This window comes from Mesorhizobium sp. B2-4-15, from assembly GCF_006658505.1.
In the GTDB taxonomy this organism is placed as follows: Bacteria; Pseudomonadota; Alphaproteobacteria; order Rhizobiales; family Rhizobiaceae; genus Mesorhizobium.
Genome location: NZ_VFUZ01000008.1, coordinates 95,088 through 110,766 on the forward strand (window position 1 = coordinate 95,088; position 15,679 = coordinate 110,766).

Here is a 15,679-nt window from a genome sequence, read left to right on the forward strand (position 1 = left end):
CCGGGTGGGGGTACTGGCGCCGGCTTAGCAGAACGTAGGTTCCTCGCCCTCGTTTCCTCGGGGCGAGGAAACCAAGCGTTCCCATGCCAGGCGCCCTCGCCTTATTTGCGCGACAAGGCTTCCAGCGCCTCGGCCGCGGCTTCGAGGATGCTCATGGCCTCGGCCTGTTTTTCGGCCGGGGCATCGACGATGTCGCTCAGCGCGGCGCGCAGCCGGTGACGGATAGCGCGGAACTCGTCGCGCGCCTCCGAACGGTCGCCACGCCCGCCTCGGCCCCCGCGACGGTCCTCGCTGTCATCATTCCAGCCGAACCATTCACGCGCCTTGGCCATCTTGCGGCCGAAGCGTTCGAGGTGTTCGAGCACGCTGTCGATCATCTCGCGATTGTCGGCAAGATGCGCCTGCCCGGCCTCGGTGATGGAAAACACCTTCTTGTTGCCCTCGCTTGACGAGACGGCATAGCCGGCCTCTTCCAGGAAGGTCAGTGTCGGGTAGACCACGCCCGGGCTCGGGCTGTAGATGCCGCTGGTGCGCTCTTCCAGCGCCTTGATGATGTCGTAGCCGTGGCGAGGCGCTTCGGCCAGCAGCGACAGCGTGATCAGCTTGAGATCGCCGTCGGCCAGCATGCGCCCGGCGCGGAACATGTCGCCCGCGCCGCCGCGACCGCCGCCGCCCCTGCCCCCGAACGGACCGAAACCGCCGCCGCGTCCGCCGAATTTGCCGGCCATGTGCATGAACATGCGCTCGCCGAAATGGCCGCGCCCGAAATCTTTGTGCATTGATTGCTCCTTGAGTTCTATCTTACGATATATCTTAATTAGGCGCGCTCTTCCCCGGAGTCAAGATATATCTTACGATGTATCTGAATGTCGTGCCAGAGAAGTTTTGCTGCGGGCCTCGTGGCGGCCGGTTCACTCGTCTGGCGCTGGCCGCCAATTGGCTTCCGGCGCGAGCGGCGCTTCACGAAGACGTGCTGGCATGGGGAGAATTCCACGAAACAAACAATCCGACGCCGGCGAACCCTTGAGCGGGCCATGCAACGAGGTCGTGCCATGCCATCAGGAACAGACAAGGTCGCGCTGGTGCTCGCGGGCGGCGGCAGTTTCGGCGCGGTACAGGTCGGCATGCTGAAGGCGCTGGTCGCCGCGGGCGTGACAGCCGATTTCGTCGTCGGATCCAGCGTCGGCGCCATCAACGGCGCCTACTACGCCGCCGCCGGCACAATGGAGACCGTCGCGCGGCTGGATGCCCTGTGGCGGGGCATCACCCGCAACGACGTGTTTCCCGTCAGTTGGCGGTCGATGCTTGGCTTTGCGGCCCGGCGCGATTTTCTATCCGCCTCGCACGGCATCCGCAATCTGATCGAGCGCAACCTGCCCTATCGCGACCTCGAGGAGGCGCCGATCCCGATCCACATCATCGCGACGGATCTCTTCTCCGGTGACGCGGTGGTGATCTCGAAAGGCAACGCGGCCGAGGCGATCGCCGCCTCAAGCGCCATTCCGGTTGCGTTCGCGCCGGTGCGGGTCGGCGAGCGGTTCTTGATCGACGGCGCCGTGACCTCGAATACACCGGTCGGTGTCGCGATCAGCCTCGGCGCGCGCCGGCTGATCGTGCTGCCGACCGGCTTCGCCTGCAATCTGCGCGCGCCGCCGCAAGGCGCGGTTGCCAACGGCCTGCATGCCTTGACACTGTTGATCGCCCGGCAATTGGTGCGCGAACTCGACACCATGCCGGCCGAGATCGACTACGCGATTGTCCCCTCGCTCTGCCCGCTGGTGGGCTCGCCCTACGACTTCACCCGCACGGGCGCGCTGATCGATGACGCCGAAAAATCGACCCGGGCATGGATAGAGGCGGGCGGACTGTTTGAACGCGTCATCCCGAACCAGATGCGTCCGCACCGCCATCATTGATTTCACCCGATTTCACAGGCGCTACCACCGCCCCTTGCGGCGGTTCCAGGCATAGAGCAGGTCTGCGAAGCGATCATAGGCAAAGCGGGTCAGCGGCAAGGCGATCGGATTGCCGAGCAATCCCGCCAGCCAGCCCTCGCCAGGTGTCATCGCCCACACTGCAATCGCAACGTCGGCGCCGACCAGCAGCCGGCCGTCCGCATCGGTGGCATGCAGCCGGCGGCGGATATCCTCCAGCGAGGCGCCATGTCCGGCAAGGGCCGCCGGCTCCAGGTTGATGTCGCGAAACTCGACCCGTCCGGCCTTGACCACTTCGATCAGCCGCCGCTTCTGCCTGCCGATGCCGGCATCGCAGACCGGACAATGTGTGTTGTACCAGACAGTCAGCAAAGGCGTGATCCTGTCAAGGCTCACTTGCCGCGCATCGCCGTCTTCGGCCCGACGCATTTGTTGTCGCGAAACAGCGCCCACTCTTCACACAGGCGTGCGTTGGGCAGGCGGCAAAATCCATATTCATTGCCGGCCTTGTCCTTCCTCATCGCCAGGCGCCCGCCGACCTCGCCGCAATGGACGGATACCGGATTGGCCATGCCGACCGGTTTTTGCACGGCAGCGCCGGCGTCGATCGGCATTAAGGACAGTGCGGCCAGGCCGGCAGCCAACATCTTCATCGCGATCCCCCCTGGCCGCCCCCTGCCACGGCGAAGCGCCTTGCCTTGCGGCAAGGCGTCGCCAACGACCATCGACTTCGAGAAACCTGCCGATGGATTCATCCGAGCGAGGAGATGATCTCGCGGTAAGCAAATTCCGGGAAGGCCTTGAGCGTGTGCGTCTTGACGCTGCCGCCCGAGCCCAGCATCAGCGCGAAACGGGCGAGCACCGCATCATCAGGCGCTTCGACCACCGACACCATGTCGAATTCGCCCATGGTCAGGTAGAACGACTTGAACGATCCACCCATCTCGCCGAGCTGCTTCTTGGCCGCGTCCAGCCGCTTGGGCGAGTCGCGCACATTTTTCGCGCCCTGCTCGGTCCAGTTCATCAGCACGATGTAAGTCGTCATGGCACACCTCTCTCCGGGCCACGGAACACGGCATTGAGACCGCTAAAACGACGGCCTCGACCGGGGCGGGCTTCCGGGGTTGTCGCCCAGAAAATGCATCCGTCGTCAGATTATCCTCCCGCTGCCAGCGTCCCGCAAGCACTACCGCGCCGGCGCCGTATTGCCGAGCGGGCGCGATCCTCGTGCCAGCCGACACAAGGCGCTGGCATGGCGACGGCCGCAAATCAATCGGCGGCGATCAGGCAAAGCCGGTTTAAAAACCCGCCTGATTGCGGCAGTCTCCGTCGTGGCCGTCCGACACGGCAGATACCGGCCAACGTCCGAGGCCCAGTCCAGCCGCAGGAGAGCTTCATGCGCGAAACAACAGACCTGCCGCCGGAACGGATCGAAATTCCCGGCGCGTGGACCGGCGAGGACATGGCGAAGCATCCTGAACGATGGCTGGTCGAACTGGACCCGAAGGACGTCGCAGAGCTGGAAGCCGCCGCAACCGGCTTTCTTGCCGGTTCGCACGATATCGGCGGTCTGACCAAGGCTGATTTCCCCTTGCCCCGGCTTGCTGGCCATCTTGCCGCCCTTCGCGAAAAACTAATCGCCGGCATAGGGTTCGAGGTGCTTCGCGGTCTCCCGGTCGAAGGATACTCCGCGCGAATGGCGGCAACGATCTTCTGTGGGATTGGCGCCCATCTGGGAAGCGCTCGGTCCCAGAACGCCCAGGGCCATATACTTGGCCATGTCCGCGACATAGGCGCCGACGCGAAGGACGCCACGACACGCATCTACCAGACCTCGGAGCGCCAGACGTTCCACACCGACTCCGCCGATGTTGTCGGCCTGCTCTGCCTGCAAGATGCCATGCAAGGCGGCGAGTCCCTGCTGGTAAGTACGGTGACGATCCACAACGAGATGCGCAAAAGGCGACCTGATCTGGTCCGCCTGCTGTTTGATCCGATTGCCACCGACCGGCGCGGCGAGATACCGGAAGGACAAAAGCCCTACTTCGAAATCCCGGTCCTCAACTGGCATGCGGGGCTGCTGACCGGGATCTATCAGCGCCAGTACATCGACAGCGCGCAGCGCTTCCCGGATGCCATGCGGCTGAGTGCTGCGCATGTCGAAGCATTGGATCTCTTCGACAGCCTTGCCAATGACCCGAAGCTGAACCTGTCGATGCGGTTACGGCCCGGCGACATGCAGTTTGTCTACAATCATTCGCTGCTTCACGACCGCATGGGTTTTCGGGATTGGCCGGATCCGGACAAGCGGCGCCATATGCTGCGCCTGTGGCTGTCAGTGCCCGGCGACCGTCCGCTGCCCGATTGTTTCAGGCAGCGTTATGGCTCGATCGACATCGGCGACCGGGGCGGCATCATCCTCAAGGGCACGCGGCTGAACGTGCCCTTGTAGAAGCCAACCCGCCTGAAACGAAAAGGGCACCAGTTGGCGCCCTTGATTCTCGTGACAGATAGAACCCGCCTTAGCTGTCGAGGAAGCTTCTCAGCTTGCGGCTCCGGCTCGGGTGCTTGAGCTTGCGCAGCGCCTTGGCTTCGATCTGGCGGATACGCTCGCGGGTGACCGAGAACTGCTGGCCGACTTCTTCCAGCGTGTGGTCGGTGTTCATGCCGATACCGAAGCGCATGCGCAGAACACGTTCCTCGCGCGGCGTCAGCGAGGCCAGCACGCGCGTGGTGGTCTCGCGCAGATTGGCCTGGATCGCCGCGTCGATCGGCAGGATCGCCATCTTGTCCTCGATGAAATCGCCCAGATGCGAATCCTCCTCGTCGCCGACCGGCGTTTCGAGCGAGATCGGCTCCTTGGCGATCTTCAGCACCTTGCGCACTTTTTCCAGCGGCATGGCGAGCTTCTCGGCCAGTTCCTCCGGCGTCGGCTCGCGGCCGATCTCATGCAGCATCTGGCGCGAGGTGCGCACGATCTTGTTGATCGTCTCGATCATGTGCACCGGGATGCGGATGGTGCGCGCCTGGTCGGCGATCGAACGCGTGATCGCCTGCCGGATCCACCATGTCGCGTAGGTCGAGAACTTGTAGCCGCGGCGGTATTCGAATTTGTCGACCGCCTTCATCAGGCCGATATTGCCTTCCTGGATCAGGTCGAGGAACTGCAGGCCACGGTTGGTGTATTTCTTGGCGATGGAGATGACGAGGCGCAGGTTGGCCTCGACCATTTCCTTCTTGGCGATCGCGGCTTCGCGTTCGCCCTTTTGCACCTGGTTGACGATCTTGCGGAATTCCAGGATCGAGATCGCCGTTTCGGTGGCCAGATGCTGGATCTCGGCGCGCAGGTCCTTGATCGCATCCTTCTCGTTCTTGGTGAATTCCTTCCAGCCGCGCGAGGTCAGATTGGCGATCGAGCGCGTCCAGTTGGGATCGAGCTCCGAGCCCTGATATTCCTTCAGGAACTCCTCGCGGCGCACGCCATAGCTTTCGGCGAGGCGCAGCAGCTTGCCCTCGTTCTGCACCAGGCGCTTGTTGATGTCGTAGAGCTGCTCGACCAGCGCCTCGATACGCGCCGTGTTGAGCGACAGCGACTTCACCGCCTTGATCAGCTGGTCCTTCAGTTCCTTCAGCCGGCGGTCCTGGCTGGGCGACAGCGTGCCGGCGGCGGCCAGACGGTTCTCGACCTGCTGGTCCTGCAGCTTGCGCAGCTTCTTGTAGGTGTCGGCGATGACGTCGAGCGTCTCCATCACCTGCGGACGGAGTTCCGCTTCCATCGCCGCCAGCGACAGGCTCGCCTCGTCCTCGTCTTCCTCGTCGTCGTCCCCGATGCCGCGTGTGTCGGCGCCGACATTGGTGATGTCGTCTTCCTCGTCGCGCCCGCGGCGCGACTTCTCGTCAGCCTTGGGCGCTTCCTCGATGCGCTCGACGACCGGCGCCTGCTTGGCCTCGGGGCCGGCATAGGTGGCTTCGAGATCGATGATCTCGCGCAGCAGGATCTTGGATTCGTTGAGTTCGTCGCGCCAGATGATGATGGCCTGGAAGGTCAGCGGGCTTTCGCACAGGCCCGCGATCATCGTCTCGCGGCCGGCCTCGATGCGCTTGGCAATGGCGATTTCGCCCTCGCGCGACAGAAGCTCGACCGAGCCCATCTCGCGCAGGTACATGCGCACCGGGTCGTCGGTGCGGTCGGTCGGCTCTTTCTTGGTGGTGGTGGCGGCAACGGCGGTGCCGGTCTGCTCGGCCAGTTCATTGGCGTCTTCCTCGGCGTCCGCCGCGGTGTCGCTGGCCTCGGCCTCTTCGCCCTGCTCGTCGTCCTCGACGACATTGATGCCCATGTCGGACAGCATCGCCATCGTGTCCTCGATCTGCTCGGAGGTCACTTCCTCGGAAGGCAGCACCGAATTCAGCTCGTCCATCGTGACATAGCCGCGCTTCTTGGCGGCCTTGATCATCTTCTTGACAGCATCATCGGAAAGGTCGAGCAGAGGCCCATCGGTGGCGCCTTCGCGTTCGGTCTCGACCTCTTCCTTTTCCTTTGTCGCCATAGTCTTTATCTTCTCCTAGCGGCCGGGCATCGGGCCGCATAAGCTGTCGGACCAGTCAAATTGGATATGCTCGTTTTTCTAAACGCGCTTCACCCGGGCCACGAACTGCATCCACTCTTTGTTTGGTGCATGTCGTCGCCCCAAAACCGGTTTCCACTTTTGGGCGACATGCATTAAGTCCAGATTAACCCTGATATCTGTGGCAGGCTGTCTGCCTGTCCAGTGACCAGGACCTCTTATCGCTGCACTTCCCGTCGACACGGGTGCGGGTGAACGTTTCGAATCGTCCTGATTCCGCCATTCTGCCGGAAGGTCAAGCGCCTCTGGCATGATTCGCATGAAAAAAGCGAATCAATTACCCGACTTAGCGCGCCCGGCTCTCTGGGAAGCCCGGCCACGCTCTCATTCCGTACCCGCTTGCACTTAGGCTCGCCCGGCCCTGCCCGAAGAGACGCCGAACCCTTCGATCAGCGCTTCCGTCGCTTGTACATCCTGAAATTGCGCCTGAATTTCGATCAGATGGCGAAAGTTTTCGTCCGATGGATCCGCTTCGAGAGCCGCTTCCGCCTGTTTCAGCTCCTTATGTAAGGTGCGCGCGCTGCGCTGCAAGTGCAGTGCCTGGTTCAGAGCGTCGCGAGCATCCTCGAGCGCCGCCGTCTCCAGTGCCGGCCATTGCCGCGCCCGCCGGATCAGGCCCACGGCGCGTTCCCAGATCTCGGCGCAGCCGGCGCGCTCGATCGTCGCCACAACGGCATGGCGGTCATTGGCCATGTCATGCGCCATCGCATCGAGGATGGCCGCGTGCAGCCGGTTCAGGTCGGAATTGGCGAGATCGAGAAACTCGACATGCGCGAAATTCTCGTCGATCAGCGCCGGATGGTTGACCAGCGCCACGATGATCGTCGCCTCGCGCACCGACATCCCCTCGCCGCGCTTGACCAGCGCCGACTGGCCGAGACTTTCGGTGATGGCGATGCGGCCGCCGCCCTTGGCGAACTGTCCGCCGGGCGCGGCAGCCTTGCCCTGGCCGCGCGCTCCTGGCCGGCCGCTATTGTCGCGGCCCTGGCGGGAGCCGCGCTGGGAGCCGAAGAAGCTCAGCACCCGCTCGCGCATCTCCTGTTGGTAGTGGTAGCGCAGACTCTCGTCGCGGATGCGGCTGGTCAGCTCGCGCAGCGTCTTTTCAAGTTCCGCTCGCCGCTCCGGCGTGTCGAAGACGCCGCCCGCCGTCTCGCGCATCCACAACAGGTCGACCAGCGGCCGTGCGTCCGAGAGCACGGCGCGAAATGCGTCCGGCCCCTCGGCCTTGACCAGGTCGTCGGGGTCCTTGCCTTCCGGCAGCAGCGCAAAGCGCGCCGAGCGCCCCGCCTGGACCGATGGCAGCGCGAGATCGGCGGCCCGCCACGCCGCCTTCAGCCCGGCCTTGTCGCCGTCGAAGCACAGAACCGGTTCGCTGGCCATGCGCCACAACAACTCGAGCTGGTTCTCGGTGAGCGCGGTGCCGAGCGGCGCGACCACATTCTCGAAACCGGCCTGCGCCAGCGCGATCACGTCCATGTAGCCTTCGACCGCGATGACCGTGCCGCCCTTGGCCAGCGCCTTGCGGGCGCGGGCGAAATTGTAGAGCACATTGCCCTTGTGGAAGAGCTCGGTGTCGGGCGAGTTCATGTATTTGGCCGGCGCATCGGGCGCCAGCGCGCGGCCGCCAAAGGCGATGATCTTGCCGCGCGAATCCGGGATCGGGAACATGATGCGGTCGCGGAACCAGTCATAGGACACCGGGATGTCGTCGCCGTGCCGCACCAGCCCGCAGGCCTCGATATCGGCCTTCGGCACGCCCTTTGCCGCCAGATGCTCCTTCAGCGCATTGCGGCTGTCGGGCGCGAAGCCGAGCCGGAACGAATGCTGGGTCGCCGGCGTCAACCCGCGGTCGCGCAGATACGCGCGCGCCTTCGCGCCTTCCGGTCCTTGCAGCCGCTCCTGGAAGAAAGCCGTCGCCATTTCCATGACGTCGGTCAGACTGGCACGTTCCTTCTCGCGCCGCTCCTCCTGCGCGTCGCGGACCGGCATCGGCACGCCGGCCATATCGGCGATCTTCTCGACCGCCTCGGGAAAGCTCAATCCTTCGAGTTCGGTCAGGAACTTGAAATGATCGCCCGAGACCGAGCAGCCGAAACAGTGATAGCGCCCCTTCTTGTCCTCGCAGTGGAATGATGGGCTCTTCTCGCCGTGGAACGGACAACAGGCCCAGTAGTCGCCGCGCGACGCATTGGTCTTCTTGCGGTCCCACGCGACGCGCTGGCCGATAACCTGTGAAATCGGCACACGGTCGCGTATCTCGTCGAGGAAGGCGGGCGGAAAGCGCATTGGGAAACTCGTTTCCCCGCCATATAATCACGCCAGCGAAATCCGACGAGCCCCAATAGAGGCCATACCCGCTTTCCACAGAGAAAAGGCGGCCATTTCGGGCCGCCTTCCTTCATGCTGGCTAATGCCGCAGATCAATGAGCGGCGATGGCGCCGAAGATCACGCCGGAGAGGACGCCGACGAGCACGTAGTCATTGCCGACGCGGATCCATTCCTGGCCGCGGCCGGGACGGTGCAGGCCGTAGCGGCCGTAGTCGCGGATCGGCTGGTGACGTTTCCAGTTGGAATATTTCTGGCCATTACGCCAGTGGTTGCGCTTCACCACGACCTTCTTCTTCACGACGCGCTTTTCGACATGCCTGCCGGGCTTCTGCCAATCGACCTTTGAGTAGGTCGATTGCGGCGCGACCGGCGCGTTCATCGGCGCCGCCTGGCCGGTGAGCGACGTGGCGGCTAGCATCGAGAAGGCGAGGCCGGAAAGGATAATGCGTTTCATACGAGTCTCCTTGGTTGTCGATGCCCGAGGAGTAGCCGCCAGCGGATGAACTGAAACTGAACGTCCCCATTACAATTGTTTAATGAATTCCTTCATTTACGACGGTGAGCTGAACATTATCGCAAAGGCATCAGCCGGCCGCCCGGCAGATCCGGCTGATACCGTGGACGGCATGCCGGCCTTGCGCGCCCCGTCCATTTCCCGACGTGGCTTGTCGCGCCGCGACAGCCCCTTGAAATCGACAAAATTTTATTATCCGGCTAAGATATCTCGGCTATCATTACGGCTGCCATGACCATGAATCCTACTCTCGCTTTTTCCCCTGATCGCCGCGTCGTCCGCACCGCGCGCGCTGTCCGCATGCGGGCAGCGCAATGAGCGGCTCCGTCGTCCTGCTGCATCTGGCCGGCGCCGTGGCGCTGATGCTGTTTGCCACCCGCATGGTCAAGACCGGCGTCGAACGCGCCTATGGTGATGTGCTGCGCCATCGCCTGCGCGCCACCATGCGCAACCCGATCATGGCCGTGCTGGCCGGAACGGGCTTGGCGATCGCGCTGCAAAGTTCCACCGCGGTCACTCTGCTGGTCGGCTCCTTCGCCGGTTCAGGCATCGTCTCGGGCGCCGCCGGCCAATTGGCGGTGCGCGGCGCCGAGATCGGCTCGGCGCTGGTGGTGAAGCTGCTGACCTTCGATCTCACCTTGCTGGTGCCGCTCTGCCTGATCACCGGCACGGTGATGTTCATGGCCACCGAGCGGCGCGACTGGCGCCAGACCGGCCGCATCCTGGTCGGCATCGGCCTTTTGATCCTGTCGCTGGAAATGATCGGCCAGGCCTCGGAGCCGTTGCGCAACAGCCAGCTCATGCCTGTCATCATCAACTACTTCTCCACCGATTCCGTCACCGCCTATCTGCTGGCGGCGCTGATCACCTGGCTGTTCCAGTCGAGCATCGCGGCAGTCCTGTTGATGGCGACGCTGGCTGGCCGCGGCCTGATCACGCCCGAACTCGGCATCGTCCTCATCCTCGGCGTCAATCTCGGTTCCTCGATCATCGCGCCGATGCTGACCCGCTCGGCCAGCCCCGCCGTGCGCGTCGTGCCGATCGGCAATCTCCTGATGCGCGGGCTTGGGTCGCTGGTCATGCTGGTGCTGTTCATGATCTTCAGGCCGCATGTCGGCTTTCTCGGCGCCACGGCGGCCGGCCAGATCGTCAACGCCCATATCCTGTTCAACGTCATCATCCTGGTCGCCGGCCTGCCGCTGGCCAGCTTCGTCTATCGCGCTTCCGAGAAGATCGTGGCGCTCGGCACCAAGCCGGCGCCGTCAGCCTCGCTCGACGTCATCGAGCTCTCGGCGCTCAACGAGAGCGCGCTCGACGTGCCGAGCCAGGCGCTGGCCAACGCCACGCGCGAGGTGGTGCGGGTGTGCGAGACAGTCGAGATCATGCTGAAACGCATCATCGAGCTCTACGAAGACGCCGATACCGACAAGATCAAGGCGCTTGCCGCCCTCGACGACCGCGTCGACCGCAAGCACGCGGCCATAAAACTCTACCTCGCCAAGGTCACCAAGAACCCGCTGACCGAGGACGAGTCGCTGCGCTGCCAGGAGCTGATTGGCGCCTGCGTCAAGCTCGAGCAGGTCGGCGACATCATCGTGCGCAACATGCTGGTGCATGTGAAGAAGAAGTTCGATCGCAGGCTGGAATTCACCGACGAAGGCTGGAGCGAATTGTGCGCCTTCCACAGCTCGGTGCTGGCCAATGCGCGGCTCGCCTTCAACGTGCTGGTCTCGCGCGATCCCGAAACGGCCCGTCAGCTGGTGCTGGAGAAGGACCAGCTGCGCGACCGCGAGAAAGAAACCAGCGCCAGCCATTTCCTGCGGCTGCGCGAAGGCACCGCCAAAAGCGTCGAAACCAGCTCGATCCACCTCGACACCATCCGCGACCTCAAGCAGATCAACTCGCTGCTGGCATCGATGGCCTATCCGGTTCTCGAAGAGCGCGGCCTGCTCTTCGGCTCACGGCTGAAGGCGAGCTAGGTGCAAGGGTTTTTGCCGCAAAGGCATCAACTTGGGAACAAGGTTTCGTCATCGTGGCTCCAACGGCAAAATTAGTCTTTGCTCATCCTGCCATCCGTCGGCTAAGCATCTGATGCCACCGGGAGGAGATCGATGGATACCCATTCGCGCAGTTTCGCCAAGGCGCTTTCCTGGCGGGTAACCGGCACCATCGACACGATAATCATTTCGCTGGTGGTGACCGGAAGCGTCAAGCTCGCGGCCGCCATCGGCGTAACGGAGGTCTTCACCAAGTCGCTGCTCTATTATTTCCACGAACGGGCATGGCTGAAGGTTCCCTACGGGCGCAAGAACACGGCATAGCCGCCTGCCCGCTGCCGGCCGGCACCGTCGCCGCCCGGTTGGCTCGCGGGCGACCTGGGGAATCGGTCAAGAAAAGCTAAAGCGGGGACAAAAATTTCTGGATTGCTGGCAACGCCCATCCGTGGTTTGAGACCTGCATTCGAGGATCCCATTTCCCGCCATGTCGCTTCCGCTGATCGCCCTGTTCATCGCCGCCTTCGCCTTCGGCACCACCGAGTTCGTCATCGCCGGCGTACTGCCGCAGGTGGCGCAGGGCCTCGGCGTTTCGATCCCCTCCGCAGGCTATCTCGTCTCCGGCTATGCCTGCGGCATCGCCATTGGCGGCCCGCTGCTGGCGCTCGCCACCAAGTCGCTGTCGCGCAAGACCTTGCTGCTCGGCCTCGCCATTGCCTTCACCATCGGCCAGGCGGCCTGCGCGCTGGCGCCCGACTTCACTTCGATGCTTCTGTTGCGCATTGCCGTTGCGGTCGCGCATGGCGCCTATTTCGGCGTCGCCATGGTGGTCGCGGTCGGCCTGGTGCGCGAGGACCAGCGCGGCATGGCCGTTGCCGTCATCCTGTCGGGCCTCACCGTCTCCAACGTCATCGGCGTGCCGGCCGGCACCGCGATCGGCAATATCTGGGGCTGGCGCGCGACCTTCTGGGTGATGGGCGCGCTGGGCGTGGCGGCAACCCTTGCCATGGCCGCCCTTTTGCCGCGCTCCGCCGGATATCAGGCCAAGCCCGCCGGTCTCGCCACCGAGGTCCGCGTGCTGGCACGCCAACAGGTCTGGACTTCGCTGATCCTGATGCTGATGCTGATGATCGGCCAATTCGGCCTGTTCACCTACATCACGCCGACCCTGCTGGAGGTCACCGGCCTCGACGAGAGGCTGGTGCCCTGGGTGCTGCTGCTCAACGGCGTCGGCGCCACGCTGGGCGTCTTCCTTGGCGGCAAGCTTTCCGACTGGAAGCTGATGCCCTCGCTGATCACCATGCTCGTCCTGCAGGCGGTGACGCTGGCGGTGATCCACGCCGTCAGTCCCTACCCCTTGCCGATGATCGTCGCGATCGTCATCTGGGGCGGACTCAATTTCGCCATCGGCACGCCGATCCAGACCCGCATCCTGGCCTGGACGGCCGACGCATCCGGTCTCGCTGCCTCGCTCATCCCATCCGGCTTCAATATCGGCATCGCATTGGCCGCATCACTGGGCGCCGCCATGCTCAATGGCGGCTACGGCTATCGCAGCCTGCCGTTGCTCGGCGCCTTTGCCATGCTGATCGCCGTCATCGTCGCTGTTGCCTCGCATGTCTGGGAACGCCGCAGCGATATCAGGCCGCCACTGCCGGCCGCTGCCGAGTAGATCAGAACCGACGACCCTGGCCGCGTGTCATCCATGCCGTGCCGGACCGCATGACCACGACAGGCCCGCACGGACCGTTTGTGAAACCGGAGCAGAGATGGGCATAGCGAGCGATTTCGGCCTGACCTGCGGCAGCTTGCCGGCGGGTCCGCACAATGCGATCACCGATGTGCCCGGTGTGCGCGTCGGCCACCGCACGCTGCGCAACGGCGACATCAACACCGGCGTGACGGCCATCCTGCCGCATGGCGGAAACCTGTTCCGCAAGAAGGTGGTTGCGGCAGCCCATGTCATCAACGGCTTCGGCAAGACCGTCGGCCTGATGCAGGTGCAGGAACTCGGCACCATCGAAACGCCTGTTCTCTTGACCAACACGCTCTCGGTCGGAACCTGCGCCACGGCGCTGATCCGCGACGCCATCCGCCAGAACCCGGACATCGGCCGCACAACCGGAACCGTCAACCCGGTGGTCGGCGAGTGCAATGACGGCCCGCTGAACGACATCCAGGCGCTGGCGATATCGGAGGAGCACGCGCTTGCCGCGCTTGCGGACGCGCGGGAGGGGGCGGTTGAACAGGGCAATGTCGGCGCCGGAACGGGAATGAGCTGCTTCGGCTTCAAGGGCGGCATCGGCTCGGCGTCGAGGAAGATCGCGCTTGGCGGCGGCCATCACCTGGGCGTCCTCGTCCTGTCGAACTTCGGCAGGGCCGGCGACCTCGTGCTGCCTGACGGGCGCCGGCCCGACCCGAGGCGGCCGGCCGAGGCCGAACGCGGCTCGATCATGGTCGTTCTGGCGACCGATGTGCCGCTGGAACACCGCCAGCTCGAGAGGGTGGCGCGCCGCGCCGGAGCCGGCATCGCCAGGCTCGGTTCCTTCTGGGGCCATGGCAGTGGTGACATCGCCATCGCCTTCAGCACCGGCAACCTGGTTGACCACGACGAAAGCCGCGATCTGGTGCCGCAACTGACGCTCAACGAAGCGCGCATCGACATGCTTTTCCGGGCGGCGGCGGACGCCACGCAGGAGGCGGTGCTGAACTCCATGCTGTCCGCCGAGGCCCTTACCGGCAGGGCCGGCAAGCATCGCGCATCGCTGGCCGACTGGCTGCGCGATCAGGCCGAAGGGCGATAGGGCGCTCTACAGATCGATCCGGAACCGCAGGCTCTCCATCCCGCCATAGGCGGCATCCTCGAAGAAGCGGTCGACCAGTTGGCCGCCATTGGCCAGGATCACCCTGTGTGAGGCTGGATTGGCGGGCTTGGCGGTGATCTCGACATAGGGAAGGCCGACCGCCCTCGCCTCCTCGAGCATCAGCCGCAAGGCCTCGGTGGCATAGCCGCGCCGCCGCTTCCACGGCACCACCGCATAGCCGATATGGCCAAGCACATGCGACGGCAGTTCCGCCGTGCCCTTCTGCCAGCGCAGGCCGATCGAGCCCGATGCCTCGCCGTCCCAGATCCAGCGCCTGAAACTCGGCAGGCGCGGCACGTGTCCGCCGTCGGGCAAGGTGATGGGTGGGCCCTTGGCCTCGGGATCGTCGAGGCTGGCCAGGAAGGCCACGGGATCCTCGTCTATAGCCGCAAGCTGCTCGCGCCTCGCAACCTCCAGCCGCACATTGTCCGGCGACCAGCCGCGCTCGAGCGCCGCCTTGTAGGACGGCAGATGCTCCGGCGCGGGTTTGACGATCTCGATCATGGTCCAGGGCATAGCTTTGGCCGGAGGAACGCTCAAGCCTGCTGGAAGCGGACCCCGCCCTTGTTCAGGAAACACGCCTTGCTGAACAGCGACAGGTCCAGCGGGTTCGGCAACCTGATGTCGCTGATATCGGGAAACGGCTTTGTCGACGGATCGTAGGACCGGTCGATCTGCGGGATGAAGACCAGGATAACGCCCCTGTCGCGTGCGAAAGCCTTCAGCGCACGGACCTGATCCATCAGGGCCGGGTTTTCCCGCTTCTGGTCGAGCAGTTGCAGATAGTCGATGACCGCCAGCGTGCCGCGCGGCGCCGATTCCAGCGCCCTGACGATATGGTCGGCGCTGATGGCATCGGAATTGTCGAACTCGAACAGGTGGTCGAACCGGGCCGGATCGGCGCCGATGGCGCGAAACTGCTCCAGCACATCGCGCCGCGTATATTCCAGCGTGAAGAAGAAGCTGCGATGGCCTGACTTCATCGCTTCGACCGCGAGTTCAAGGCTCATCAGGGTCTTGCCATGGCCTGGCCGCGCGCCGACCAGAACCAGGTCGCCCGGCGCCAACCGCGAGAACAGCCTGCCGGCCGGTGTGGCTTCAGAGGCTTTGGCCGCAAGCAGGCTCCAGCTCGCAAAACCTTCCTGTGCCGCAATATGGTCAAGCGCCTGGTGGAGCGGGATTTTTGCTTCCCGGGACAACAGCTTGGCCTGACGCTTCAGATGATAGACGGGCTGGGATAGCTCCATCGCAAAACCTCCTGGTGCGAGCAGTTTTCGCAACCCCTCCTTATGCCTTGTGCTCGAACAGTCGGTCCGGTGCTCGGATAGCCCTGCATGAACTGATGCTTTCCCGGCGGAGGGAGGAGGCGCGGGCCGCGCCAGAATCAGATCATAGCGCAATCCCAGCGCGTCGAAAATC

15 protein-coding genes are annotated in these 15,679 nt (G+C 64.2%); 6 read left to right on the top strand and 9 right to left on the bottom strand.

Annotated features, from left to right (window positions below):
- Positions 1-101 precede the first annotated feature (101 nt).
- Positions 102-779, bottom strand: a complete 678-nt coding sequence (locus tag FJ930_RS12080; protein WP_140744506.1) for a PadR family transcriptional regulator — start codon at positions 777-779, stop codon at positions 102-104.
- Between the two features lie 273 nt (positions 780-1,052).
- Here FJ930_RS12080 and FJ930_RS12085 point away from each other — a divergent pair, with 273 nt between their 5' ends.
- Positions 1,053-1,916 (top strand): patatin-like phospholipase family protein, encoded by an 864-nt coding sequence (locus FJ930_RS12085; RefSeq protein ID WP_141837819.1) that lies wholly within the window; start codon positions 1,053-1,055, stop codon positions 1,914-1,916.
- A 21-nt stretch (positions 1,917-1,937) separates the two neighbouring features.
- Here FJ930_RS12085 and FJ930_RS12090 read toward each other — a convergent pair whose 3' ends face one another.
- The 3 genes from FJ930_RS12090 to FJ930_RS12100 all read right to left on the bottom strand — a co-directional run bounded on the left by FJ930_RS12090 (position 1,938) and on the right by FJ930_RS12100 (position 2,979).
- Positions 1,938-2,306, bottom strand: a complete 369-nt coding sequence (locus FJ930_RS12090; protein WP_141837992.1) for a DCC1-like thiol-disulfide oxidoreductase family protein — start codon at positions 2,304-2,306, stop codon at positions 1,938-1,940.
- Between the two features lie 20 nt (positions 2,307-2,326).
- On the bottom strand, positions 2,327-2,587 hold the full coding sequence (locus tag FJ930_RS12095) for a DUF333 domain-containing protein (protein ID WP_141837821.1): 261 nt from the start codon (positions 2,585-2,587) through the stop codon (positions 2,327-2,329).
- Positions 2,588-2,685: 98 nt separating this feature from the next.
- Complete coding sequence (locus tag FJ930_RS12100) at positions 2,686-2,979, bottom strand: GYD domain-containing protein (protein WP_140744504.1); 294 nt, start codon at positions 2,977-2,979, stop codon at positions 2,686-2,688.
- Positions 2,980-3,330: 351 nt separating this feature from the next.
- On the opposite strand from FJ930_RS12100, the gene FJ930_RS12105 reads away from it, so the two are divergent.
- Positions 3,331-4,386, top strand: coding sequence for a TauD/TfdA family dioxygenase (locus tag FJ930_RS12105; protein WP_141837823.1), 1,056 nt, complete (start codon positions 3,331-3,333; stop codon positions 4,384-4,386).
- Between the two features lie 70 nt (positions 4,387-4,456).
- On the opposite strand, the gene rpoD is transcribed toward FJ930_RS12105, so the two are convergent.
- From rpoD to FJ930_RS12120, 3 genes are all read right to left on the bottom strand, one after another.
- Positions 4,457-6,481: an RNA polymerase sigma factor RpoD gene (rpoD, locus tag FJ930_RS12110; RefSeq protein WP_140744502.1), complete on the bottom strand. Its 2,025-nt coding sequence runs from the start codon at positions 6,479-6,481 to the stop codon at positions 4,457-4,459.
- Between the two features lie 423 nt (positions 6,482-6,904).
- Positions 6,905-8,845 carry a DNA primase gene (dnaG, locus tag FJ930_RS12115; protein WP_141837825.1) on the bottom strand — a complete coding sequence of 647 codons (1,941 nt, stop codon included), beginning with the start codon at positions 8,843-8,845 and terminating at the stop codon, positions 6,905-6,907.
- A 134-nt stretch (positions 8,846-8,979) separates the two neighbouring features.
- Positions 8,980-9,342: an RcnB family protein gene (locus tag FJ930_RS12120; protein WP_141837826.1), complete on the bottom strand. Its 363-nt coding sequence runs from the start codon at positions 9,340-9,342 to the stop codon at positions 8,980-8,982.
- A 374-nt stretch (positions 9,343-9,716) separates the two neighbouring features.
- Between FJ930_RS12120 and FJ930_RS12125 the strand changes: the two genes are divergently transcribed.
- The 4 genes from FJ930_RS12125 to FJ930_RS12140 all read left to right on the top strand — a co-directional run bounded on the left by FJ930_RS12125 (position 9,717) and on the right by FJ930_RS12140 (position 14,200).
- A complete protein-coding gene (locus FJ930_RS12125) occupies positions 9,717-11,381 on the top strand; it encodes a Na/Pi cotransporter family protein (RefSeq protein ID WP_141837828.1) in 1,665 nt (554 codons plus the stop codon).
- A 132-nt stretch (positions 11,382-11,513) separates the two neighbouring features.
- Positions 11,514-11,723 carry a DUF2061 domain-containing protein gene (locus FJ930_RS12130; protein ID WP_140744497.1) on the top strand — a complete coding sequence of 70 codons (210 nt, stop codon included), beginning with the start codon at positions 11,514-11,516 and terminating at the stop codon, positions 11,721-11,723.
- Positions 11,724-11,883: 160 nt separating this feature from the next.
- On the top strand, positions 11,884-13,068 hold the full coding sequence (locus tag FJ930_RS12135; RefSeq protein WP_141837830.1) for an MFS transporter: 1,185 nt from the start codon (positions 11,884-11,886) through the stop codon (positions 13,066-13,068).
- 97 nt (positions 13,069-13,165) lie between these two features.
- Entirely contained in the window at positions 13,166-14,200 is a 1,035-nt protein-coding gene (locus FJ930_RS12140) for a P1 family peptidase (RefSeq protein ID WP_141837832.1), read from the top strand.
- Positions 14,201-14,206: 6 nt separating this feature from the next.
- Here the strand turns inward: FJ930_RS12140 and FJ930_RS12145 are convergent, their stop codons facing one another.
- Positions 14,207-14,764, bottom strand: coding sequence for a GNAT family N-acetyltransferase (locus tag FJ930_RS12145; RefSeq protein WP_141837995.1), 558 nt, complete (start codon positions 14,762-14,764; stop codon positions 14,207-14,209).
- Positions 14,765-14,796: 32 nt separating this feature from the next.
- Positions 14,797-15,507 carry a DNA helicase gene (locus FJ930_RS12150; protein ID WP_141837834.1) on the bottom strand — a complete coding sequence of 237 codons (711 nt, stop codon included), beginning with the start codon at positions 15,505-15,507 and terminating at the stop codon, positions 14,797-14,799.
- Between the last annotated feature and the right edge of the window lie 172 nt (positions 15,508-15,679).